General features: G+C 34.6%; 24 protein-coding genes and 1 pseudogene. 8 read left to right on the top strand and 17 right to left on the bottom strand.

What is annotated here, in order from left to right:
• Positions 1-6 precede the first annotated feature (6 nt).
• The 3 genes and pseudogenes from DHD80_RS17440 to DHD80_RS17450 form a co-directional block, all read left to right on the top strand.
• Complete coding sequence (locus DHD80_RS17440; RefSeq protein WP_251742747.1) at positions 7-1,506, top strand: glycoside hydrolase family 30 beta sandwich domain-containing protein; 1,500 nt, start codon at positions 7-9, stop codon at positions 1,504-1,506.
• Complete coding sequence (locus DHD80_RS17445; protein WP_251742748.1) at positions 1,496-2,656, top strand: esterase; 1,161 nt, start codon at positions 1,496-1,498, stop codon at positions 2,654-2,656. Before DHD80_RS17440 ends, DHD80_RS17445 begins: the two co-directional genes overlap by 11 nt.
• An 88-nt stretch (positions 2,657-2,744) precedes the next feature.
• Positions 2,745-3,010: pseudogene (locus tag DHD80_RS17450) on the top strand (tyrosine-type recombinase/integrase); the annotation flags it as partial.
• Between the two features lie 258 nt (positions 3,011-3,268).
• Here DHD80_RS17450 and DHD80_RS17455 read toward each other — a convergent pair.
• Genes DHD80_RS17455 through thiC form a run of 5 tightly spaced genes read right to left on the bottom strand, consistent with a single transcriptional unit; the run spans position 3,269 to position 7,789 of the window.
• Positions 3,269-4,078 carry an alpha/beta hydrolase-fold protein gene (locus DHD80_RS17455; RefSeq protein ID WP_251742749.1) on the bottom strand — a complete coding sequence of 270 codons (810 nt, stop codon included), beginning with the start codon at positions 4,076-4,078 and terminating at the stop codon, positions 3,269-3,271.
• Positions 4,079-4,093: 15 nt separating this feature from the next.
• Positions 4,094-4,567, bottom strand: coding sequence for a PaaI family thioesterase (locus DHD80_RS17460; protein ID WP_251742750.1), 474 nt, complete (start codon positions 4,565-4,567; stop codon positions 4,094-4,096).
• Positions 4,568-4,588: 21 nt separating this feature from the next.
• A complete protein-coding gene (thiE, locus tag DHD80_RS17465) occupies positions 4,589-5,254 on the bottom strand; it encodes a thiamine phosphate synthase (protein ID WP_251742751.1) in 666 nt (221 codons plus the stop codon).
• Positions 5,255-5,264: 10 nt separating this feature from the next.
• Positions 5,265-5,990 (bottom strand): hydroxymethylpyrimidine/phosphomethylpyrimidine kinase, encoded by a 726-nt coding sequence (locus tag DHD80_RS17470; RefSeq protein ID WP_251742752.1) that lies wholly within the window; start codon positions 5,988-5,990, stop codon positions 5,265-5,267.
• Entirely contained in the window at positions 5,987-7,789 is a 1,803-nt protein-coding gene (thiC, locus tag DHD80_RS17475; RefSeq protein WP_251742753.1) for a phosphomethylpyrimidine synthase ThiC, read from the bottom strand. Before thiC ends, DHD80_RS17470 begins: the two co-directional genes overlap by 4 nt.
• A 171-nt stretch (positions 7,790-7,960) precedes the next feature.
• On the opposite strand from thiC, the gene DHD80_RS17480 reads away from it, so the two are divergent.
• On the top strand, positions 7,961-8,746 hold the full coding sequence (locus DHD80_RS17480; protein WP_251742754.1) for a helix-turn-helix domain-containing protein: 786 nt from the start codon (positions 7,961-7,963) through the stop codon (positions 8,744-8,746).
• A 52-nt stretch (positions 8,747-8,798) separates the two neighbouring features.
• Here the strand turns inward: DHD80_RS17480 and DHD80_RS17485 are convergent, their stop codons facing one another.
• Together DHD80_RS17485 and DHD80_RS17490 are read right to left on the bottom strand one after the other, a co-directional pair.
• A complete protein-coding gene (locus DHD80_RS17485; protein WP_251742755.1) occupies positions 8,799-9,134 on the bottom strand; it encodes a n-acetylglutamate synthase in 336 nt (111 codons plus the stop codon).
• A 43-nt stretch (positions 9,135-9,177) separates the two neighbouring features.
• A complete protein-coding gene (locus tag DHD80_RS17490) occupies positions 9,178-9,945 on the bottom strand; it encodes an MBL fold metallo-hydrolase (protein ID WP_251742756.1) in 768 nt (255 codons plus the stop codon).
• Positions 9,946-10,040: 95 nt separating this feature from the next.
• Between DHD80_RS17490 and DHD80_RS17495 the strand changes: the two genes are divergently transcribed.
• Positions 10,041-10,355 carry a helix-turn-helix domain-containing protein gene (locus tag DHD80_RS17495; protein WP_251742757.1) on the top strand — a complete coding sequence of 105 codons (315 nt, stop codon included), beginning with the start codon at positions 10,041-10,043 and terminating at the stop codon, positions 10,353-10,355.
• A gap of 146 nt (positions 10,356-10,501) precedes the next feature.
• Complete coding sequence (locus tag DHD80_RS17500) at positions 10,502-11,464, top strand: 2-enoyl thioester reductase domain-containing protein (RefSeq protein WP_251742758.1); 963 nt, start codon at positions 10,502-10,504, stop codon at positions 11,462-11,464.
• A gap of 49 nt (positions 11,465-11,513) precedes the next feature.
• On the opposite strand, the gene DHD80_RS17505 is transcribed toward DHD80_RS17500, so the two are convergent.
• The 9 genes from DHD80_RS17505 to DHD80_RS17545 all read right to left on the bottom strand — a co-directional run bounded on the left by DHD80_RS17505 (position 11,514) and on the right by DHD80_RS17545 (position 19,681).
• Positions 11,514-12,083 carry a cysteine hydrolase family protein gene (locus DHD80_RS17505; RefSeq protein WP_251742759.1) on the bottom strand — a complete coding sequence of 190 codons (570 nt, stop codon included), beginning with the start codon at positions 12,081-12,083 and terminating at the stop codon, positions 11,514-11,516.
• A 166-nt stretch (positions 12,084-12,249) separates the two neighbouring features.
• Complete coding sequence (locus DHD80_RS17510) at positions 12,250-12,879, bottom strand: NAD(P)H-dependent oxidoreductase (protein WP_251742760.1); 630 nt, start codon at positions 12,877-12,879, stop codon at positions 12,250-12,252.
• A gap of 64 nt (positions 12,880-12,943) precedes the next feature.
• The gene (locus DHD80_RS17515) at positions 12,944-13,525 is read right to left on the bottom strand and encodes a Crp/Fnr family transcriptional regulator (RefSeq protein ID WP_251742761.1); all 582 of its coding nucleotides are present in this window, start codon (positions 13,523-13,525) and stop codon (positions 12,944-12,946) included.
• 144 nt (positions 13,526-13,669) lie between these two features.
• A complete protein-coding gene (locus tag DHD80_RS17520; protein ID WP_251742762.1) occupies positions 13,670-14,488 on the bottom strand; it encodes a PhzF family phenazine biosynthesis protein in 819 nt (272 codons plus the stop codon).
• A 142-nt stretch (positions 14,489-14,630) separates the two neighbouring features.
• Positions 14,631-15,020 carry a glyoxalase gene (locus DHD80_RS17525; RefSeq protein WP_251742763.1) on the bottom strand — a complete coding sequence of 130 codons (390 nt, stop codon included), beginning with the start codon at positions 15,018-15,020 and terminating at the stop codon, positions 14,631-14,633.
• Between the two features lie 8 nt (positions 15,021-15,028).
• The gene (locus DHD80_RS17530; RefSeq protein WP_251742764.1) at positions 15,029-15,361 is read right to left on the bottom strand and encodes a nuclear transport factor 2 family protein; all 333 of its coding nucleotides are present in this window, start codon (positions 15,359-15,361) and stop codon (positions 15,029-15,031) included.
• A gap of 421 nt (positions 15,362-15,782) precedes the next feature.
• Positions 15,783-17,375 carry an AIPR family protein gene (locus tag DHD80_RS17535; RefSeq protein WP_251742765.1) on the bottom strand — a complete coding sequence of 531 codons (1,593 nt, stop codon included), beginning with the start codon at positions 17,373-17,375 and terminating at the stop codon, positions 15,783-15,785.
• A gap of 41 nt (positions 17,376-17,416) precedes the next feature.
• Complete coding sequence (locus DHD80_RS20020; protein ID WP_251742766.1) at positions 17,417-18,946, bottom strand: LA2681 family HEPN domain-containing protein; 1,530 nt, start codon at positions 18,944-18,946, stop codon at positions 17,417-17,419.
• Positions 18,947-18,976: 30 nt separating this feature from the next.
• Positions 18,977-19,681 carry a hypothetical protein gene (locus tag DHD80_RS17545; RefSeq protein ID WP_251742767.1) on the bottom strand — a complete coding sequence of 235 codons (705 nt, stop codon included), beginning with the start codon at positions 19,679-19,681 and terminating at the stop codon, positions 18,977-18,979.
• An 822-nt stretch (positions 19,682-20,503) separates the two neighbouring features.
• Here DHD80_RS17545 and DHD80_RS17550 point away from each other — a divergent pair.
• Both DHD80_RS17550 and DHD80_RS17555 read left to right on the top strand, forming a co-directional pair.
• The gene (locus DHD80_RS17550; RefSeq protein ID WP_347709981.1) at positions 20,504-21,289 is read left to right on the top strand and encodes a sigma-70 family RNA polymerase sigma factor; all 786 of its coding nucleotides are present in this window, start codon (positions 20,504-20,506) and stop codon (positions 21,287-21,289) included.
• Between the two features lies 1 nt (position 21,290).
• Positions 21,291-22,388 (top strand): hypothetical protein, encoded by a 1,098-nt coding sequence (locus tag DHD80_RS17555; protein ID WP_251742768.1) that lies wholly within the window; start codon positions 21,291-21,293, stop codon positions 22,386-22,388.
• Between the two features lie 2,059 nt (positions 22,389-24,447).
• On the opposite strand, the gene DHD80_RS17560 is transcribed toward DHD80_RS17555, so the two are convergent.
• Entirely contained in the window at positions 24,448-25,047 is a 600-nt protein-coding gene (locus tag DHD80_RS17560) for a TetR/AcrR family transcriptional regulator (protein WP_251742769.1), read from the bottom strand.
• Between the last annotated feature and the right edge of the window lie 33 nt (positions 25,048-25,080).

Below are 25,080 nucleotides of genomic sequence, written 5' to 3' on the forward strand. Positions count from 1 at the left end.
ATGAAAATGAAATTAATATTACTTTTAACCACGTGTCTTTTTAGTGCATTCCATCACCATGCACAGGAAAATAAAGAAATAGAATCCTGGATCACCAGTCAGGACCGCACCAGACTTTTTCAAAAGGAAAATAAAGTTATTTCTTTTTCTAAGGAAAATAATCCCCGATATCCAGCCATTATTATTGATCCGAATCAAACCATGCAGACCATAGATGGTTTCGGATTTGCCGTTACCGGTGGAAGTGCGGAGCTCCTGATGAAAATGGAAGCCAAAAAACGAAGGGAAATTCTGCAAAATGTATATGGCACCAATCCTGAGGACATAGGGGTGAGTTATGTAAGGTTAAGTATAGGATCCTCTGATCTAAATAGTTTCACTTTTTCTTACAATGATCTAGAAAAAGGAGAAGAAGACTATAAATTAGAAAAATTTTCCCTTAGCCAGGATCTGCGGGATGTAGTGCCGGTTATGAGGGAAATTTTAGAAATTAATCCTGAAATCAAAGTAATGGGTTCCCCATGGTCTGCTCCTTTATGGATGAAAACTAATGATAATATTCGTGGAGGAAAATTAAAAGAAGATTGTTATGAAGTATATGCAGATTACTTTGTGAAATATATTCTTGAAATGAAAGAACAAGGGATTTCTATAGATGCAATCACCATTCAAAACGAACCAATGAATTCTCGCAATACTCCAAGTATGTCTTGGTTTTGGTTTGAACAGGCAGATTTTATAAAAAATCATTTAGGACCTAAATTCAAGGAAAATAAACTTAGTACTAAAATTGTAATTTTCGATCATAACACTGATAGACCGGATTATCCTTTAAGTATTCTACAGGATACTGCAGCTAGTAAATTTATTGATGGTTCTGCCTTCCATAATTATCGAGGTAATATGGAAAGCATGTCAATGGTTCACCGCGCTCGTCCTGACAAAAATATTTATTTTACCGAACAGATGGTTACCGAAAATCCCCAAAGTGATTCGATCGATATTACTGGACCAGTAAACCGATTGGTGATAGAGGGAATTAATAACTGGAGTCGAAATATCATTTTATGGAATCTGGCCGCAGATCCAGAAAATGATCCCCACACCAGTAACGGTGGTTGTTCGATGTGTCAAGGAGCTTTAACAATTAATGGCAATAAGGTTTCGCGAAATTTGGCATTTTATACTATTGCCCATGCCTCAAAATTGGTAAGACCAGGTTCACGCAAAATTTATTCTACTCAGGGGGATGACCCGATTGTATACATTTACCAGGACGAACAGCGACCTATGGTAAATAGGGTATGGTCCAGTAATCAAAATAACCTTTTGCCCAATGTGGCCTTTAAAACGCCTGATGATAAGATCGTCCTAATTGTAGCCAATACCAGTTTAGGCAAAAATTCTTTTAAGATTCAGTATGGTGGAGAGTTTGCAGTTTTAAGTCTCGATCCAGGCTCGGTAGGAACATTTATCTGGAAAAATTATAATAATAATGAAAAATAACGAAAATTGTTTAATCGTATTCTTCCTGATCGTTTTAGGGAGTTCATACAATTATGGACAGGGAAAGCCCTTTAGCACTAAGGGTTGGTGGGGCCCGGGGGGACCAAAATTTTCTCCTGTAGTTAGCGTTAACAATAGCATCACCTTCAGATTGAAAGAACCAGAGGCAACTTCAGTTGAACTTCATTTTGGAGAATGGGATGTACAAAAAAAGGGAATGGTAAAAGATAAAAATGGCAACTGGACTGTTACCTTGGATAGTGTTCCCCCAGGAATTTACCAATATAATTTTCTTTTAAATGGTCACTTCAGAAAACTCGATCCAGAAAACCCGAATATTAAGGCGGGTACTGAAGTTTATGGTAGTATTGTGGAGGTTCCGGGCGACCCAGCGAGGTTTGATGAACTTCAAGATGTTCCTCATGGCGATGTGCATATTATAAATTATAGATCCAAAACATTAGACCGCATTCGAAAAATGTATGTCTATGTGCCAAAAATATATTGGGTTTCACCCGATAAAAAATTTCCAGTACTTTACTTACGCCACGGAGGAGGGGATAATGAAGGTAGTTGGGTAAATGACGGGCATGCGAATATTATTCTTGATAATTTGATTAATGAAGGTAAAGCAAGGCCGATGCTCATTGTTATGTCTAACGGTTTAATTGACGGATCTTGGGCCAGTGGAAGTACAGTTGAAGGAATGAAATATTTAGAAGAGGAGCTATTTAAAGATATTATTCCATTGATTGAAAAGCGTTACCATGTTAGTGAAAATAAAGAGGATAGGGCAATTGCAGGCCTTTCAATGGGCGGTGGTCAAGCAGTAGTAATAGGTTTGAGAAACCTTGATAAGTTTTCGTACGTTGGAGATTTTAGTGCAGGAATTTTAAGTGATCCGGAAATAAATATGGAAACATATATCCCGGGATTGTTTAATAAATCTAAACGTTTAAATAAATCTTTAGAATTACTCTGGATAGCATGTGGCAGTAAAGATAGTAGGTTTGAGGGGCATCAACAATTTGCAGGTCAATTGGAGAATAACGGCATTGATGTCGAATTTCATGAGGGGGCCTACGGCCATGAATGGCAATTCTGGAGAGAGCAGTTAAGAAATTTTTCTGAAAGTCTATTCAAAAATTGAAGATTAAAATGCGACGAACTAATATTCCACTATTGCCAATTACGCTTGAGATTTAAAAAAAAACTCCTATCGTCCTGATGCTTCTGAAAAGTTGCTGCCCATTCTTACCAACCAAAGGATGAACGCATATTTAAAAGAGATAGGTGATTTGTGTCATTTCAAAAAAACCTGACCTTTCATGTTGCCTTACATACCTTTGCCACAACCATAACCTTGTCTAATTGTATACCAATAGTATCTGTAAGCAAAATTTTAGGACACAAAATCTTAAAGACAACTCAACATTACGTAAAGATTTTAGATCGGAAAATCAGCCAGGATATATTAGCTCAGAAAACGTATAAAAATTTATGATGTGCCAAATAATTGCGAGGATAAGGACAAGCATTATCTAAAGAATAAAATAACATCAAATAATTGATTAAAGGCTTAATGTTGCTCTAAGTGTTTTTCTATCTATAAAATTGGATATCTATAGGTATTTTAACATTCGTGGTTTTATTTATGAAATAATAGATAGCTATTCTTTTTTTAGGGTAACAAATAGTTTTTTCTTTTCAGTTTCTATTGAATATCCTGTAATTAAAGTTTTCAGAATTCCATCTATTTCTTTCATCTGAAAATCTTCTCAAATGCATTATAAACGGCTAAATGCAATGCATCTCCGTGATCATAACCTGAGAGATATTCGAAATTAATTTCTGTATTCTCCAATTTTTCTGTTTCGAATATGGAATAAAGGTGCTTGGCAGTCTTTTCCATTACATTTCCTTCTTCTCCAACACCTATATAAATAGACTTTCCGGATAATGGAGGATAATGTTTTAATTGTAGCAGGGATTCATTATCCCACCATAGACTTGGACTAACAATGATATAATTATCGAAGGTTTCGGGATATTTGATTAAAATTTCTGAAGCTAGAAGTCCACCAAACGATTGACCGATTATTGTTCTGGTATTATTCGACTTATAATTACGATCTATAAACGGCTGTAATTCGTTTTTAATAAACTGGATGAAGTTTTCTGATCCTCCTGCCGTTGGAAATTCTTCTATATCTTGCTTACTAAGACTGGGAAAGGTAAAATCTTTTTTTCTATCATTATTAGAAATACCTACAACAATTGATTCGGGAACCAGATTTACCCAAGGGAAAGAACCAAACTGCACTAAACCAACAATATGGATAAAGTCTTCATTAACTGATCCATCCAGTAAATAAATAACAGGAAATTTTTTTGATGAAGTATCAGAGTACGTTTCCGGTAACCAGATATTTATAATTCTATATTCATTTAATGTACTTGAAAAAAGTTTAATTTGATCACCCAGAATTATAGATGTTTTTTCAACATCCCTGGTTTGTCCCATTACCCCAATTGTATAGGTACAAAGAATTAATACTAAAATTCGTTTCAATAATATCATAAATTTTTATCTCCCTTTTGCTCTATCCCCATTGAGCGTCATGACAAGACTTACGGCAGAGGCCGCTAGTTTCCCGTCGCTCTTAAATATATCACATTTATAGGTCGTTATGGTTCTACCTTTATTAATGGGTTCAGCATAAGCTGTTAGCCTGTCGTTCCAAACTGGTCTAAAGAAGTTAATTTTGAAATCTATTGAAGTAAAAGATTCTCCCTCCATTACGATAGTCGAATGAGCAGTTCCAATGGCAGCATCTGCCAGCTCGCATAATAGACCGCCATGGATAGTACCCTGTTGATTACCATGCAGTTCAGTATTCGTATTGATCGCTAACTTTGCCTCACCAGGTTTGATTCCAATGATTTCGATCGAAAGCGTATTTGAGATAGGAGTAGGGTAATTGAAATAGGTTTTCTCTCCTTCCTGCAGATTCCCTGAAATCATTTTATCAATATACTCCAGAATAGGTATTTTTTTCATGTTAAAATTATTATCGGATTGCTATTTATTCAATATTCCTGATTCGCCGGATAGACCTAATGATCGCAATTGAATAAAGGTTTTCTTTTTATCAGTACTATCATTTATTAAAGATGAAATTGCAATACCGTATAGACCGGTCCTGATCAATGGTTTTACATCTTCTTTTCTAATTCCACCAATAACTAGAAGTGGAATAGGGTTTTCATATTTTTCTCTCAATGAATCAATCAAAAATTTTATTGATGCCAATGAATGGAATTGTTTAATTTCAGGTTTAGTAGCGCTTTTACGGTAATTGCCAAGACCGATGTAATCTACCAGTTTGTTTGAGTTATGAAAATTAAGTTCTTCCGAATTGTAGGCGGTACCCCCAATTATTTTATCAGGACCTAGAATTTCCCTTGCTAATTCGTGGCTTGGGTCTTGGTTACCGAGATGAACACCGTCGGCATTTGTTTCCAATGCAATATCTATGTAATCATTGATGATGAATGTGCTACCATGGTAATCACAAACATTTTTAATTTTTAAAGCGACATCAATTATCTTGGATTTACTTTCATTTTTAATCCTTAGCTGAACAAGTTCGGCACCAGCGCTACAGGCTTCTTGTGCCTGATCTAGGTGTGTTTTGTTCGGGTGCTCCTGAGTGATAAAGTGTATTTTCGGGATTCTTTTTATCATTTTCTGAAAATTAATTGCTGAGTAAAGAGTTCGACCTTATTCTGTAATTGTTTAAATTTTCCCTGGATTTGTAAATCGCAGTTTTAAGATCAAATCCTAAGGACAAACAAGCCGTAATTCCGGAGGAAAGAATGCAACCTGAACCATGTTTTTCATGTCCGATAATTTTTTTTGCAGCAAGGCGATAAAAATTTTGATCATCCCACAGGTAATCAACTATTTCCTCCTCAGAGACTTCTGAAGATTTTTGTAGAATATTTACGTTGTGAACAATTTCTTTAAAAGGAACACACTTTACTAAATTTTCAAATTCTTCATTATTGGGCGTTATAAGATATATTCCGTCTATTGCTTTCAGAATATCGTCTCTTTTAAACTCTTGCCAAAACGTAAATCCACTTGAGCTTTTCAATACTGGGTCCCAAGTTATAATTGCCTCGGGTTTCAAATTGAGAATGTGATGTATTATTTCTGCTAGTACCCTTGGGTTTTCAATTATCCCTATTTTTACACAGAAAATTGAATGACTCTTGAAAATGATATCAATTTGATTTTTAATATCCTTTTTTTCAAGCCATTTAACTTCTTTTATCTCTTTTTCATTTTGAATAGTTATGGCCGTGATAACTCCAAATCCGTATACGCGAAAGTTCTGGAAGGTTTTTATATCCGATAGAATTCCTGCGCCTGCAGACGGATCAAAACCAGCTATGCTAAGTACCTTCGGAGAAATCATAGGTATAGCGACGAACCTTTTTCCGTGAATTCGTTAGCCTTGTCTTTAAGTCCCTTCTCCACTTCAGTAGGATCAGTGGTACTTAAATTTCTAATTTCCTGGGAAATCTGCATAGAGCAAAACTTAGGTCCGCACATACTGCAAAAATGAGCAACTTTAGCACCTTCCGCTGGAAGGGTCTCATCATGGAATTCCCGTGCTTTAAACGGATCAAGTGCCAGATTAAATTGATCCATCCATCTGAATTCGAATCTGGCCTTACTAAGTGCATTATCTCTATATTGTGCTGATGGCAGTCCTTTGGCAAGATCGGCAGCGTGTGCAGCGATTTTGTAGGCGATTAATCCCTCTTTGACATCCTCCTTATTAGGCAGTCCAAGATGCTCCTTTGGCGTAACATAACATAGCATGGCGGTTCCGAACCATCCTATCATGGCTGCACCAATGGCACTTGTTATATGGTCATACCCCGGAGCAATGTCAGTTGTCAAGGGTCCTAAAGTATAAAAAGGTGCTTCGTGAGTCAGTTTCAGTTGTTTGTCCATATTCTCTTTGATCAACTGCATCGGTACGTGACCGGGTCCTTCAATAATAACCTGCACATTATGTTCCCATGCGACTTTCGTGAGATTACCTAGGGTTTCTAATTCGGAGAATTGCGCTTTATCATTTGCATCGGCAATGCTACCGGGACGCAAGCCATCACCTAGGGAGATGGTGACGTCATATTTATTCAGGATCTCACAAAGTTCTTCGAAATTCTCGTATATGAAATTTTCCTTGTGGTGAGCTAAGCACCATTTCGCCATAATACTACCTCCCCTGGAGACGATTCCGGTTAAACGGTTCGCAGTTAATGGTATATAACGTAACAAAAGTCCAGCATGTAGGGTAAAATAATCAACACCCTGTTCTGCCTGTTCAATAAGGGTATCTTTAAACAGTTCCCAACTTAAGTTTTCCGGGACTCCTTTTACTTTTTCCAGTGCCTGATATATTGGTACTGTGCCTAGAGGCACCGGGCAGTTTCTAATTATCCATTCCCTGGTTTCATGAATATAATCACCAGTGGATAAATCCATTATTGTATCAGCTCCCCAACGGCATGCCCATACTGCTTTCTCAACTTCTTCCTCTATAGACGAACTTACAGGTGAACTGCCAATATTTGCGTTTACCTTCGTTTTGAAATTTCGGCCGATAATCATAGGTTCTAATTCGGGATGATTTATGTTAGCCGGAATTACAGCTCTCCCTCTTTCGATCTCCGATCTCACGAATTCAGCGGTAATAATTTCCGGAATTACCGCTCCCCATGATTCTCCATCATGCCTGTTGGCTTCATGTAATAACTGGTTTTCTCTTAAAGCGACGAATTCCATTTCCGGAGTAATTATTCCTTTTTTCGCATAATACATCTGAGTATGCTGTTTGCCTCCGGATATTAGCGGTTTAGATTTATGAGGAAACCGGGATTTTTGGTAAGTTGGATCATTTTGACGGTTCTTGCCAAAATCTGAAGAAAGATTACTCAATGCTTTCAGTGTATCATCTCTTTCAATCCAAGTTCTGCAGGCAGGCAGACCTTTTGAGAGATCTATTGAAATACCAGGATCGGTATAGGGACCGCTGGTATCGTAAACCAGAATATCGGGATTTTTGCGGGTATTGGTTTTGCTAATTTTTGTGTCCTGTTGAATAATTTTTCTAAAAGGAATTCTTAGGTCATTTTTATTTAAATAATATTTTTCTGAACTAGGAAATGGTGACGTGGAAATTTTCTCATTTTTTACTGTCATAATATCTCGGGTCATTTTAACTTCAAATGTTGATATAATGCATCGATTAGGATAGTAAAAGATGGCCTTAACTCAATGATGTCCATATTTTACTATGAGTTAGCAGTTAACTAGCGTTATTTTGCTCCAACATTACGGATTTCGTATATAGATATATTTAGATTTTAAGGTATGTACCAGCTATTCGAACCATCCCAAAGCTTAAGACATGTAGTAAAATACTATTGGCTTCTGGATTTAAACGGGGCGAAAGGCAGTATGAAAGATCATTTGTTCGCTTATCCCTATGTAAATTGGGTCTTTACAATCGGTAACCCCTATGTGATAAAGAATAAGTTATTGGGTTCTACAATAGTAAAGGATACCCGCATCATTGGACCCCGTACCACGATTAGTGAATATGTTCACCCGGCAGGGAGTTTAACATTCGGAATTACCTTCCATACTGGCTCCACAGTATCACTTTTCAATAAGAGCACTAATTTAATTACGGACAAAATAATTACTTATGATCAGCTTTTGCCAGGAATGCATTGGTTGAATTCTCTCTTCATGAAAACCAGTATTGAAAATTTCCTGGCAGAATTAAATTTACAGTTGGATGCTTTAATCAATACGAATGAAATAAAAGGATACATTCTATATAAGCAATTTAGTGCGTTACTAGAGGATGGAACACATTACAATACATCTACTAAAAATCTCGCCTCCAAAATTAATATAAGTCAGAGACAGCTACAGAGGATTACACTTAAATACGTGGGGTTATCACCAAAACAGGTGCAAAGTATGATCCGCTGCAAATTAGCTCTTTGCAGTATCCAACAGTCCGGTCAAAGTTCTGATCTTTACCAGTATGGTTATTATGATCAAAACCATTTCATTAAGGATGTCAAAAAATGGACCGGAAAGACACCGGGCCAGGTTCTTAAAGTTGTTTCAAATATCAGTTTATAATAAAAAGACAGGAATCAAGGTTAGGAGTTTATCTAATCTGTCCTTTTTCTCTTTAAACTTCTTCAAGTACAGATTGGCCTTGTGTTTTATCTCCGGAAGTCCAAGTCCACTTTTCATAAAGTCTTATTTTCCCGTTAGATAAAATTTCAGGCTTAGAGTTGCAAACTCCTGTTTTCAATTTTCCATCTTGCCCAACCTGTTGATAAGACATATTGATTTCTCCATTTCTACTTACCACCCCAATAATTTGTCCGAATTTCACATTTTCGCTCATATATTCCGAAATTAGCAGATCGTCTTTTTGCTTATAAAGGAATATTGTATTTGAAGACAAGTCTGAATTCCCGCTGGAGCTTATTAATTTGAAGATTTTATTATTATAATCCATAAGTATCATAAGTTTTTAGATATTATGATAATAAGTTTCATTTTTAAATATTAAAGTTTATCCAATCCCCATCCTCCGGGATAATACAACGGGAGAGTAAGCCGTTTTGATCCAGAATAGTTCTATTGTAATTTCTGTCTTCAGTACAGGGACTAACAGCTTCCAGGTGGGTTATGACGACCTTTTTTTCCGGAAAGTCTTTACAAAGCCTAATAACCTGTTCTGCGGTCATTGTAACTTCATCTCCTATTTGAAATTTGGCAGAACCTGCTGCAACTATCAGAATGTCGGGATCATGAGCGATGACAGTTTGCTTTATTTCATCGCTATAAATAGAATCTCCAATAAAATAAATACTATCCTCATTGGCAGAAACGATAAAGCCGTTGACTTCTCCCATTTTCTCCCCAATTTCTCCCGTACCATGCAAACCTGGAGTAATTTTTACATTGAATCCGCTTATATTTAATTCGTCGTTAATTGCCTTTATGTTGGTAAAACCATATTTTCTTATTTCACCTTCAATTCTCTCATCGCAAATGATAGGTATTTGTTTTTCGAGCAATTCTACCGCGGTCTCATCCCAATGATCCGGGTGTAAATGAGATACAAGAATAAAATCAACTTCAGCGAGTATGTTTTTCAGTTCCTTGTCTGTAAACGGCAGGTCTACTAGTGGATTGTCTCTTTTATCTTTTGACCAGGGAAAAGGGCCAAATGATCCCTTTTCACCTAACATGGGATCAATAAGTAATTTTTTACCTGCTATGCTTAAATGAACGGTTGCGTTACGCCAAAGTTGAATTTTCATAATTTTTAAATTAATTTTAAAATGATTTAATGCCCTAAATTAGATGGTATTGAAACCTTATAAAAGAAGTTTACCTGCTGGTAACCCGAAAAAATATGACTTACAAGGATTTTGAAAATTGCGGCCTTAAAAAAAGTTTAGATTTGCTTTCAGGAAAATGGAAGCCACTTATATTACACCATTTGTTCCTGGAGGATAAAATCAGGTTTATAGAACTATGGCGCATGATGCCAAGAGTCTCGAAAAAGGTTTTGCTCGAGCAGTTAAAAAATATGGAGGAAGATCAATTGATCAGGCGTATTGAAATCAAGTCTTTTCCCACGCAGGTATACTACAGTCTTCATGAGAATACCCGGGCTCTGGGCCCTGCATTGCAGATTATGGAAAGATGGGGTAGCAATAGGTGCTAATTCGATTTGATAAATTGAAAAAAGGTGGGCAATACGTTCTTAGAGGAGTTGGATTTTTTCTATGATATTATTTAATTCTACTAAACTCTTTCTGTAAAATCACGGAATTTTCGAAATAAGGTAATTTTTCATAAGGCAATTTAAAAATGAACTCTTTAGTATTCGAGCAAACAGGTAAAGCAGAGGAGGTCCTGAAATATAAAAATATAAAAACTCCAAAACCTGCCAAAGGCCATATCCTGATAAAAATGCTGGCAAGTCCTATAAATCCCAATGATTTTATGTTCATTGAAAGAAGCTATAGAATAGTGCCGGAGTTTCCTGAAATTGCCGGTCTGGAAGGGACAGGTAGAATCTTTGAAAACGGAGGTGATAAGAATTATCCTGTTGGGAGTCTGGTTGCATTTAGACAAAAGGGTACCTGGGCAGAGTATGTAACAGTCCCTAAGGAAAATATCTTAAAATTACCAGGCAATTTTCCTTTACACAAGGCGGCTCAAATTTCCTTAAATCCTCTTACAGCATGGGCGCTATTAGAACAAACCAATGCAAAATCCGGTGATTATATTATTCTTTCAGCGGGTAATTCATCTATTAGCCGGTTAATTTCTCAATTTTCGTTAAAGTTGGGAGTAAAAACAATTCATATCGTTAGAAATAAAGAACTTTTTAATAAATCTACTGCTTTTGGTCCCTGTGAGGTCGTTGAAGAAAACAAGCTTAATGAATTTTTTGAAAAGTTTTCAAGGCATCATACTATATCGGCATTTCTAGATGCTGTAGGAGGGGAGCTGGCTAGTTCTGTATTTACATTTCTTTCTCCCGGAGCAAAAGTCATACATTATGGACTACTTGGCACTGAGAAGGTAAGTTATTATAATTCAGAAATAATTTTTAAAAATATTTCGGTACATGGTTTTGGAATTGATTTCTGGAAGCAACATAAATCTAATACAAAAATATCCATGATCTGGGATGAAATCATTGAAATAGTAAGCTCAGAAGATTTTATCATGCCTGTGAAAGCTCAATTCCCATTAAGTGAATTTGAGACAGCCATACGTGTTTCAAAGAACAAAAAACCGGGAAAAGTTTTATTTATATCCTAAAGGTTATTTTTTTTGTCTGGTTATAAGCAGCCCATAGTACCAATTATGTTTACAACGATAGATATTTTTCAGTTGTCATTACTGCGGAGTAATAATAATCCATCGCTGCCAGGAAAGATTTTTGAACTTCACTAGCTTCTACTTTCTCTCCAAATATTTCTAAATCTTTGGTGGCGCAGGCATCCCCAATAACTATACAGTCAAATCCAAGATCCTTGGCATGTCGAGTTGTAGCATCCACGCACATATGGGTCATCATTCCGCATATCACCAATTTTTCGATATTCATTTTATGTAGGGTTTCCAATAATTCGGTTTCCCTGAAACTGTTTGGATAATTTTTAATTATAACGATCTCCCTTTCTATGGGTTTTACGTTTTTGTGAATCTCCATACCCCGCGTTCCGGGAATAAAAAATTTAGAGTCTGGCCGGGTTGACTTATGCTGGATATGAATTACAGGGCTTTTTTCTTTTCTGAATTCATCTAAAATTTTCTTGGCATTCAAGCTGGCTTTTTCTGGATTTGACAGTTCCATTTTTCCACCAGGAAAATAATCCTGCTGAATATCAATTAGTATTAAAGCTGTTTTTAGATTTTCCCTTTCTGAAGATTGCATTATTCTTATTTGAAGTATTATAATTCGCCTGGAGCGATTCGGTTAGATTACATACTGCAGAGTTTTAAATCTGAAAAAAAAGTATAAACCCAATTGGCCTTGCTCTTAGCCTTAGTTCGACGGTCTAATTTATGGAATTTTATATGATAAATGTCGGCCGTTAGCCTCAGCCTTGTATATCCTGAATTTGTTTATAAACTTTCCTTTCAGATTTTTGAAAGATTTCACCTCCAAATTCTTCATTATCTAATGAGATGATATTTATATCTTTTATACCCATTATGCCGAAAATAAATTTTAAATAAGTCGTTTGAAAATTCATTTGTTCGTTTTCTTCGTTTTCGCCGTAACCGGTATCACCACGAGTTGAAAGAACAAACATTTTTTTATTCTCTAAAAGTCCAACATAATCTCCGTCGGGCTTTCCGGATCGAAATTTCCATGTCTCATTTATTCTCATAAGCTGATCTATGTAACATTTTAAACCACTTGGAATAGACCAGTTGTACATAGGTGTTCCAATCACGTAGATATCATGCTCTTTGAATTCTTTAACCAGATTATTACTGAATTCAACACCGAGCTGATTTTCTTTATTTCTTTCTTCAGGGGGGATAAATGCACTTGCGATCCAGTTTTTATCAAGTGGAGGTATGTGATTTAATCCAACTTCTCTGTAGGAAAATTGGTCCCCTGGGTTTTTCTCTTTCCAGTTTTTCTCGAATAAGCTTGTAAGTTTTCGACTTTCAGATCGTTCATCGCGTACGCTGGCATTAATAATAAGCACTTTATTCATTTAATTCATTTTTCAATTAGGAATCAAAATTCTAAAAATGAAAGATGAAAAAAATTGATCTAGTTTAAGAAGAAAAAATTTTATTGCGAATTCTACTAAGAAATTCCGGGGTAATACCCAGATATGAAGCAATTAGGTAGTTTGGGACTCTTTTGGAAATGTCAGGGTAGCTTTCTAAAAAATCCTTATAACGTTCTTCAGCTGTCATTATATGATTTCCAATCATACGTTTTTGAAGACTTCCTATATAATTTTCAAGAATGATCCGAAAAAAACGCTCTAACTTGGGTATTTCAAAAAGCATTTTCTGAAAGCTTTCGTAGTTTATCTGTAATAAATCGGTTCTTTCCAGTGCCTGAATATTAAAGAGTGATGGCTTTTGTTTTTGAAAGCTCTCTATGTCGGTTGCCCACCAGTTTTCTATTGCGAAATAAACAATCTCTTCTTTTCCTGTTTTGGGATTAATGTAAAAAGCTTTCAGAGTTCCTTTTATAATAAAATTATCGGTTTTACTTATTTCTCCATTGGTAAGAAGATAATCTTCCTGCTCAATTGTCTTTTCTTTCCAGAAGCTCTTTATGAAATTTTTCTCCTCGGGATTCAATTTAACGTGTTCAGAAATTTTATCGATTAATAGGTGTTTCATATAAACCGTTATAAAAACATTTTAGAGTAAGTGGATGGCGTATCAGGAAGCAGAAAGGAAGGATTAGCTATTTTCATGGATTCTAAAATGACATTTTCTCAACAATAACCGTAAGTTGAGATAAATCACCTTTAGCACCAGTATTTATATTCTTAACTCTCCTTTCAATACTATTTGAGCTTCACTTTTTATCGTTAATTTTTTGTCACTAATTAGTTCCACTTCCATAAATCCTGTTCTTTCAGAACATTGATATGAATTCATTTTCTTTTTATTCAGGCGCGTACTCCAATATTTAGATAAGAACGTATGAGTTCCTCCAGTTACTGGGTCTTCATTAGTTCCACTCCAAGGCCAGAAGTATCTTGATTCAAAGTCATAGCCATTTCTTTGCGAGATTGTGGTTACTAATACTCCGTTTATTGAATTATGAGATTGTTTTAATTTTTCAAAATCTGGCGACAGACTTTGTAATAGTTTATCACTCTCAATTTCTATAAGTAGAATGTTTGTTTCTTGGTTAAATTCACTGTTAACTATTTCTTTTATTCCGAGGGCTTTGAGTAATTCTTCGGGAGCATTTTGTGGAACTGTATCGAAAACTGGAAATTCCATTTCAATTGTTGCTCCAGACTTTTTAATTAGTAAATCTAATCCCTGAATATTTTCGAAATGAATTTTTTCCATTTCGGGAAAGATTTCAAATAACACTTTTGCCGCTGCCATTGTTGCATGTCCACAAAGAGGAATTTCCATTATCGGAGAAAAATATCTTATCGAGTATTTATTCTGCTCTTCAATTTTATTTATAAATGCCGTTTCTGAAAGACCTAATTCTTTTGCGATCAATTGCATTTGTTCATTCAACAATGTATTATTTAAAATACAAACACCTGCTGGATTTCCTTTAAAAGGCTTATCTGTAAAAGAGTCAACTATATATGTTTCTATTCTTTCGGTCATTTTTTATGGCGGTGCTAATGTCGTGCTTTTATCACAAGTTGCGGGAGTAGGGATGTATTTACCATTTACTTTACAGCTTTCTAAGATTACAATTTTTCTACAATAACCTTGATTTTACATATACCGCTTTTGCACCTGTAATTTATCCCTCATAATTATGAAAGTCAGTAATAGTCCAGTAATAACCATCAATATCTAGTAATGAAAATTCTTTCTTGGTAGAATTTGGATTAATGTGAAGATCTTCTTCAATTGGATATTTCATTTCTTTGATTGTTTGAAAAATTCTCTCCAGCTTGTGGGTTTTGTAATAAAGAATAAGTCCGTTTCCTGGAATAACATTCGAGTCTACCATAGTTGGATGTTCATGCTCTCCCCATTTATGAAGACAAATCAAGATTTCTCCACTTTCATCTTCAAGTACTGCAAATTCGTTTCCTCCGTGCTTTCTTTTACAACCGAAAACCATTTGAAACCATAGGGCGCTTTTACTAATATCCTTTACAGCTATTATCGGGTCAATTTTATTCATTTTGCAATCTAGATTTCAATCACGTAGGTTGTTATCGATTTTATTGTAACACCCTTTGCTCCTTTAAATTTGTAAAAATCTGAGAAAGCATATTTTTTCCCATTTTTCAATTCTATAATTCCATTTACCGCGCCTTCTTTACCGTGCGATAATATTTGATCAATTATCAATTCTTTGGCTTGTTCGGATTTAAGTCTCTCCAATTCTTGTGAAAATTGTTCTTTACCTTCAATTCTTAGTTTTCCAATGATATTCCAAACAATTTCATCGGTGACGCTTTCGGATATAAATTTTAAGTCACCTTTTGCAAAAGCAATATTGAAATTTTTTAAAAATTCCATTTTTGGAGAGTTTCCACAACTAGGAGTTGAAACTATGTTGGTCATTCTGCTTTTAAATTTAATACCCTTTCTTTACTAGTCTTTTTGAAATACACCAATAATTACCACTAGGATCAAATATTCTAAATGGTCAATATTTGAGATGAATCGCTGGTATATGGAGCTATTTGACATTTCTTGCATATTTCGCTATCCTTTTATCTAAATCTGTTTTTCTTACAGCACTAGGAATAGATTCTTTCTTGTTACCTGCAAAACTTTTCATAACCTTTTCAAAATTATCTAATGCATTCTTGAAATGAATATCTAGATTATCCTCTAATTCCTTCTTAATATAACTTTCCTTTTTAATTAAACCCTTTTCGCTATAATCCTTTTTTACGACAGAGCTCAGAAGAAAACAACCTAAATGAAATTTACCCTAGGAAAGTAGTGTTTTCCTATAATTATCTATCTCATTTTCTGCTCTGAATTTTTTAATAGCTTTATTTAATGAAAGATCAATTAAAATAGGAATATAGTATAAAAGGTAATTCATTGACTTAACATTCGGAGCAGGAAATACGTCGTCATAGGTAGATACAAACATCATTTTTGGACGAGTTTTTACTTGTGAAGGCTTCATTAAGATTTGTGAAGTGAATAGTTGAAATAATTTCTGAATACTATAGATATTCTTCTTGCCTTTATTTCTTAATTCATTGATTCTTCTTTCGTAAGCAACGCCATAATCTTCTAAGAATTTTTCAATAAGTTTCTGAATATCATCGTTAGCTTTCAATGAAAACGCCTTGATAGGTGTTTGGGAATTGGTTGTTTCTGTAATTCGGTATATTAGATCCTCATTATTGGTTTCAATTATTTTTACTAATAGACTAGTATCCTCATTAAATTGTAAAACCTCCTTTTTAGTCAATTCCTCCGTTTCTTTTTTGTTTAAGGATCCATTAGCTTTTTTTTCTAAAAGTTCTGTGATTCTTTCTTTATTTTTTAATGAACTATATATTGCATTTGAAGTTTGACAGCCATTAACAATTTGTAAGTTGTGCAACTTATATTTATTATTAGGCAGTTCCTCAACCTTGCTACAGGTCATAGTTAATCCGTTATTATAGCTCCAAAAGTATTTAGCTTCTTCTTCACTAGAACTAGTTTCAATAATTTTAGAGTTTAAATCACTTCGTTTGAAATAATCACGAATATTTGCTTCGAAAATAGATGATTGATGTTTCTTAACTAATTCAGCAATTTCTTTACCACTGATAATGCTTATATAGCCATTCAGCTTATTCTTTTTGTCTGTGTCAGTTATATATTTAAAGGTTTTTTCATATTCTATAATATCAATAATAAATTGATGTTTTGAAGGTCCTTTTATCAATGATTCACAATCAGTTATTTTGCAAGCAGAGGTCGTATATCCATTATTTTTCAATATTTTCTCTATACCTTCAATTTCATCCGTTAGAATTTTTTCAGAGTGTATATTACTCTCGATTCCACCGAACACAATATGGCTTATTACATGAATATTTTCAGCGGGAAATTTACTAAAAAGTTTAGACTTTATTTCATTTAGCGCTAGCATTCGATTATAGAAGTACAAATTATCCTCATCAGATATATCTTCATCGATGAGAACTTTTTCAATTCCTTTTTTAAATTTTAATAGATCAGCTTGAGATATACCAGTTCCTCTTTTAAATTGAAAAATATGTATTTTAAATTTTGTATCCTCGTTGTAGTCGTCTAATTCTTCAGGTTGTTCAATGAAATCATTGGAAGCAGTAATATATATTGCATCAATTCCAAAATCATATTTTGTTCCTCTATACGAACTATCTACTATTCCTTGCTCAATCTCTTCGATATCTTTATCTCTAAAAATATTAGTTAGAGCGAATAACATAAATTCAGATCCTTTTAATATGTCTCCTTTTTTGTCAGATAGGTAGTCTGAAAAATTTTCGACACTTTTTTCAATGCTTTTTTCTAGTACTTTGAATATGCTCATAATTTAAATAATTGGATATAACTCGTTTTACCACCAGGCGACTATTTCTTATACTCATCTCGGAGGCCAATAAAATCTATCGGAACAATTGGTTTATTTATTTCTTTTTTTCGTTCTTCCAAATTAATTGCTATTGCTAGGTATATCATACTAGCTCTAACTAATTTAATTAAGTTTAATGTTTTCTTCTCAAATTCCTCTCGGTTTATAGCATAAGTAAGATTTTCATCTAATAATCCATTTTCTCCAAACTCTATAATTTTGAATGACTTATGTTCTATGAAGTTTCTAATTTTAGCTAATTCTTTGGCTTCAGGTTCAATGGTTGAAGAAAAGGTCGCATCTTTTTCAAAGAAGTCTCTACTTAACCAATACAGACCTCTTAATGGCCAATTTTGAGTTTGATTAATTTTTGGGTTCATTTTAGAAGTCTTTATTTTTTTATCATAAACAGTCCAAATACTTCTAAAGGATACTTTTTCGGGTTTAAATCCTAGATCTAAATAATCGTTTAATAAGTAACCGATTTTATCTAGGATAGAATAGCACATTCTAAAAGCAATTTTTGTTTTTTCACTATTGTAGGAATAAATAGCAAAATCTAAGGTGTCCAGTTGTAAATTATCTTTATCCGCGTAATATGTTTCTTTTTGATTCAGGCCTTCAAATAGTAAATGTCTTGCAGACACAAATTCTTGCTTTATTTGATTAAAAATTGTCTGATAAATTGGAGTTTTATCAAATTTTAAAGTCATAGTCGGAAGTAAAAGACAATCGTGACCAGCTATATTTTCTGTAGTAATATCATTTAATGGATTTAAAAATAAGTGATTTTTTAAACACCATTTTCTGTATTTAATTTCTTCTTCACTTTCTCCCAGGGAAAAGTTTTTTAAATCTTGAATGTTATTTAGGTCTTCTTTGTCTATAAAGGACTCAATAATATTAATTATGTCCTGAAATGCAGATTTCGCTTCCTCGTAAATATCAGTATCTAATGTTCTTATTAAGTATTTATGTGCGAATTGAAAAAATAAAAATTGATGACCACTATCGTAGAGAGTTTTAGCATAATGAAAAAGTCCAAATCCTATATTTCCAAAAGCCATTGGAAAAGATGAATCTATATTTAATACTTTCTTCCAATATAACTGAGCTTCTGAGAATCTCCCCAATTGACTAAACACGTTCCCTAAATTCGTAAGTATTTCACATGTTTTAATTATATTCTGGCTCTTATGAGAATATGAAAGGGCTAATCGTAGATTTATTATTTGTTGATCAAGTTCTTTTTGACTAAAAAGCCAAAATTGATCTGAATTTAATTCTTCTGTCAACCGTTGGAAATAGGACCATCCATTTGCAACATTATAATGGAAAACCATTTTGTCATCGTCCGAGAAGTTTTCTAGATTTTGATCTTCGGCAAATCTAAGTCCTTTTCGAATGATTTTGACATTTTCTGATTGCCTTCCTGTTTCAAAAAAAATAGCAAGAATATTTGGAATCTGGCTAGTTTCAAAATCATTAAGGTCTGTTAAGTTTAATATTTCTTCTAAAGTTAAATTCACAATTTATCGGAGGTTGGTGGTATCTTTTACCTACCGTTTTTGTTGCCAAACTAAATTTATTTTATCTAATAACTGATCAATCTTATCATATGTGAGTAAGTTATCTCTTAAAATCCTTTCTGATATTCCCACATAATGTTCTTCGGTATTTGGGGGCTTTATTTTTAAAATCGGATCAAAATCTGGATATAGGAATGAAAGAATTCCGTGGGTATAGCTGTCTCTATCATTTATATAGCCATCAAATAATTTACTGAAATCATTCCTTTTTTCTCCATCTTCTAATTCTTCAAATTGCTCAAATTCTTTGTCTGTTTTTATTATACAGCTAAATACATTTCTTAATTCCCCAAATGTTAGATCTTTCTGAAAATTATACTTTTTTAAATCTTTACATTTTTTATTTCTTTCCAGAATTTCTTCAATCTTATTGTTTGCTAAATATAAGGCGATAGTCCTTTTAAGTTTATCATTTATTAATTCTGCTAATCTGTTTAGTTTTCCAATACTATAGGTTATTCGATTGAACTTTTCATAGATATTCTTATCCAACATCTTTTGATCAATTGGTAATATTGGTTTTTCTACATCATTATTTGAATCTAACTTAATTAGAGTAGGAGCGATATAAATATCAACTAATTCGTCTTTATCATATAATTTTTTTGGAAGAAAAATTTCTGCTTTTAAATCAGCTTTCTTTAAATCTATTTTGAATGGTCGCGAAATTTTCATAAAAATGGTAGGTAACTCGTTATATCCATAGCAATATAACTCTTTACTCTAAAATAAACTACGGACAAACGTAATTGGGATTGAAGCGATGATTAAAAAGTACGGTGAATTGGAGAGGTAGTAAAAGATAAGTTCTTATTTTTCGAACTTAACTTCAGGAAACATTTTATCAACCTCTTGGAAGAAATGAGATAAATTCATGCTTTCAGCTTCGCAAATATTTTCTATGGTTTCTAAGCTAGTCCTATAGCTTTTTCGATCTTTAATAAGCCGGACGGTTTTTTCATCTATATTATGGTTTTTTGCAAATTCACTGTTATTAGTGATTTTACTAATCCATTTTTCATATATAAACTCAACTATTTTACTATTCCGGTCAACCATAAAAACAAATAAAAAGGATCAACAGCGAAATAATTCGGATTGAAATCCGAATAAAGAAATAATTTATTATATTTGACTGATTAATAATATTTTTGCGAACTTCTTAGAATAAAATATTAGAAGCATTCGCTTTGATTCTCGCATCAAAAACTGGTAATTTTTAAGCGACGAGATGATGAGTGTAAATGCTCACGACCCGGGGCGTGGGCTTACTTATTGTCGTGCGGTATACCAGTACCTTGATGCTTTAAGTAAAGTTCCATGCCCTTATTCATTGAACTTCTTTTCAAAGCTTTCTTCTCTTATCGTTTATAGAAACTCGCATTGCTATCTGCGGCCAATCCTCATTTGGATTAGACCCGGGTAGCCACTGCCTCGTTCCCTACACGTGGTGGTATCAATAGAAATTAAATATTCAAATTATTAAAATTGAGTTCTATGATGCGGGTCAACAACTATGAGCTACTTAAAAAAGGAGATCCATCTGCTTTGGTCAGTATTTATAACTTGTACCGTCGGCAACTCTTTTGGGTGGGTAAACAAAATATGAAGGATGAATTTGTGATTGAAACACTCGTACAGGATGCTTTTCTAAAACTATGGGAGCATCGTGATCGTATCGAAGATCCTGATCATATTTTCTTCTTCCTACGCTATGTAGTAAAAACAGAATGCACCTATTACTACTGCCGGCCCAAAAACCAGTTTTACAGGAATATGTCCCGCCTGGAAAATTTCGGGAATTACCAGGAGTTTATGCTGGGCTATGATCCCAATATAGAAGATGACCACCTTAAAGACCAGCAACTGGAACAACAGGCCTTTGAGCGGATAAAGAAAGTTTTACCGCTGCTGAGTGCAGAAAAAAGCCATTTGATTGAGCTCTGCTTAAAGCACGGCTTCCGGTATAAATTCATTGGTCAGCTTATGGGAAAAGGAATTACCGAAACCAGCAACCAGGTAAAACGAGCTATCCAGGAAATCAAAACCATAATCAACCGGGGAAGCGGGTTGGAGATTACTGAAAAGACTACCCCCATTAAAGTCCAGGGAGAGATCACCGAAGAACAGCAAAAAGTATTACAGCTTCGCTGTGAACAGAAAGAATCCTTTGCTGCCATTGCTAAACAACTCAACCTGTCTCAAAAGGAAGTACACAGCCAGTTTATGGCTGCCTATAAGCTCATGCAGGAAAAGCACGAACAACAATTAAAGTCAGCATGATATGGGAAAAGATACCATCAAACTTACCCGGAAGATCCAGCTGCTCATTGACCTGCCTACCGTGGAAGAGCGAAAGGAAGCTATTGGTAAGCTGTACCACTGGCGCTTTCTTTGCCATAAGGCCGCCAATCTTATCGTTTCTCACCTCTATGTTCAGGAAATGATCCAGGAGTTCTTCTATTTATCCGAAAACAAGAAATATAAACTGGTCGATGAAAAGAAAGATGATATGGGTCTGTTTAACCGTTCCCGGATTAACTGTACCTACCGTATGGTATCGGATCGCTTTAAAGGTCAAATGCCCACTAATATTTTAACCAACCTAAACAGCATCATCTTAAGCTCCTTTAAACAAAACCGTGAGGAGTACTGGAACGGTGAACGGTCTTTGCAGAATTATAAAAAAGACATGGGTTTTCCTTTTGATAAAGAAGGGATTTGCGGATTAAAATTTGATCCTGAGAAAAAAGCCTTTTGCTTCCGGTTTTTCTCTATCCCGGTTAAAACCTATTTAGGCAGAGCGTTTAATGACAAATGGGAAATCATGCAGCAGCTGGCTGATGGTAAACTCAAGCTATGCACTTCCCATATCAAACTGAAAGACAATAAAACCTTTATGCTGGCCACCTTTGAGTTTCCAAAAGAAAAGCACCGACTTAGACCGGAAGTGGTTGCAGAAGCTTCCCTTTCCATCGAATACCCGGTGGTGGTGAAGATCGGGAAGCACAAACGAACAATCGGCACCAAGGAAGAATTCTTATACCGAAGGCTGGCCATCCAGGCCGCTGAGCAAAGGCTAAGATCAGGAATGAAGTACACCCGCTCCGGCAAGGGCGCAAAACGAAAAACAAAAGTACTGGACAGGTTTAAAAATAAAGAGCGGAATTATGTAAATACCCGGCTGCATAAATATAGCCGGGAACTGATTGACTTTTGTGTAAAACACCAGGCCGGAACTTTGGTACTGATGAACCAGGAAAAGAAGATTCAAATAGCCAAAGCCGAAGCCTTTGTATTTCGGAACTGGAGTTATTATGACCTGATGACCAAGATTAAATACAAGGCTGACAAAGCAGGGATAGAACTTATAGTAGATTAAAGTTTTGGGTTTGAGGGTGCCTGTATACCCGCAGGGTGCGGCCAACGGGTGCACTCACCAAATGCCTTGGCATATACAGCGCGTGGGCTTACTTATTGATTGAGATAAGATATATATAGAATTTAATTCTTTAGGATAGGATACAACCAATAATAAGAGGGTGCTTGTACATCCGCAAGGTGAGGCTTCTGGATGCACTCACTAAATGTATTGGCATATACGACGGCGTGGGCTCTATTATGAATATTTAAATAAGAGCCTATGTAAATACTATTGCATTAAAAATTTACACACAGGTTTTGCTTAACACATTTGTCATTTTTTTTAACACAATTCTATTTTACGTTAATTTTTTTAAGTAAACGTTTAATTTTATAGTATTGAAAATTTTTACAGTTGAAGCGCTCCATACAATACTATCAAGGTTCAGAAATTCTGAAAATCTGTTCGACAGCAATTCTGAAAAGAATTAACAATAGTCTGGAAAAACTTGATATGAATATCACTGATGATTTTGATAAATTAACGCTTACCTATAATCCAGTGACAGATATCTGCTTAATTTAAGTGGCAAAACCGTCAACCGCAGCAATAGTCATTGTTGGTTGCTTCAAACTCGGTTCCACCAAGTTTTACGAAAACGCCTTTTATGGTTATAAATCGCTAAATAAAAATAAACTGAAGAAATCTGGATGATCGTATACTGCAATATGGTTTATCCGTGGCTCTCATATCTACCGAGCTAATACTATACAATGTGAGGTTAAAGTTTTGATAAGAATAATTTTCAACTAATTCAATTTAATAACTTTAAAGTATTCATTGACAGATATAATCAATTTGAAAGATCCCTGCCTTACCAGGGATTTTTTAGTTTGCAAATAATCATCACCTAGGTATAGTAACAGTTCAGTCCAGTCCCATTTTTAATCTGCAAAAAAACAACATCCGTGCTTGATCGCGCCATAAAGCCGATTTGGCTTTGCCTTCTCTATTTATACGCTTTATCAATCCCGGATGTTGTAGAACCAAGGCCACAAAAAAGGTAGTAGAAGGGCTCTATAGGAAGATATATAGCTAAACCATATATTTCCTTAAGCTGAAAAATTCATTTGGTTTGAAACAAATTCAGTTCAATTTTTAGAAGATGTTTTCCTTAATTGAAATTTTGAATTCAATTGGTAGAAAACAGAGGATTGTAATTTGACTTTTCCTTTCTGTTTATATCGTAATAGATGATTCTATTTGACATCAAAAACTTATTAAACTAGATGCTGTTTTTCGATGGTATTAATAAGAAAATAATTGAACAGTAATTGAGATAAAATCTTTTTTTTATTGTCATATAGTTCACATTTCATCACGAAAGCAGACGCGAAATCCCAGGATTCCTGTACGAATAGCAACCGACGAAGCTCTTAAATTCGTTACCCTCTCGATTACTAAAAGAAAACCGTTTTTCAAGTCCTTATTAGAGGCATTATCAAAAATATTCGGATGAGCTTTACACTCTTCTTTCGTAATCTTCTTCGCCAGATCTACATCACGGTCATATGATATCCAATTTCTATCCAGTGGAAGATTATCTTTTCTTCCATGTCTTGATTGGTGAGCTTCTCTTTTTTAATAACCGCCAGGCAATAATAATCATTTTACTGGTGATAGAATGTAGAAAGGTAATATCTAATTGCTCCAAGCTATGTATCAAGCTCCCTTTCAGGCGTGAATTTTATCGTACGCGTCATTAACAATTCTAAATTACTTGCTGCCAATATGGTTAATATTGGCTCCCATTTAGAGAATTATTTCAAAATTTTTGGTAGTGGTTGCATATTTTCGTCTGGAATAAATGTGAATCTTAATGCAGTAATATCAAGAATAATCCACAGCGTTTTTACACAAAAATTAAATTAATAAAAGCCGAACCTATAAATTGGTTTGAATGGTTAGCCAAAATTTAAAAAGTTTGAGTAGTAGCATAAGGGCTGCATCCGCTCCATAGTCGCATCCTGGTATTTATTCCAGAATTCAGTCATAGAATTGGAGTTATCTTAAGTTTTCATAAGGTTAGCTTCTCCATTACTTCCTTCCCTTTATCTGTCGTAATGGCATTCATATAAAAATACAAAGCCTCTTGGCTATATTTGGTTTTCGAAATTTTTTTTCTATTCACTAATGGCGAAGCATGGTAAGACATGACCAGCTGTGCAAATAATTGCGCGTACATTTCGGCATCAAAGTTTTCGCGGTATAATTTCTGCTCTCTGCCTCTCTCAATATTATGAACAATTATTTCTGAAAAACTATCCAAGAAATAAAGCATATGCTTAATGAAAATTTGAGGATAATACTTGTTTAGCTGCCTTACCATCACTGATTCATTCGTTCCGGAAATCTGTTCAATTTCCTCATCTCTTGCGAACATCCGCTCTACGGCATTATCAATTTTTTCATCAAGATCTCTCATTTTCCGAAGTATTTTATCCACACTATAGCTTAATACCTCTTCCAGCAAATCTTCTTTGCTTTTGTACTGCTTGTATAAGGTTTTTTTCGACTTACCAAATTCTTTAGAAATATCATCCATTGTAACTGTCTTCGCACCGTTTTGAATAAAAAGAGCAGTTATTTGTTCCAGCATCTCTATGTCTTTTTCCATATCATTCTATTATGGTATTAAATATGCTTCTTC

Source organism: Gramella sp. AN32 (assembly GCF_023718305.1).
Taxonomy (GTDB): Bacteria; Bacteroidota; Bacteroidia; order Flavobacteriales; family Flavobacteriaceae; genus Christiangramia; species Christiangramia antarctica.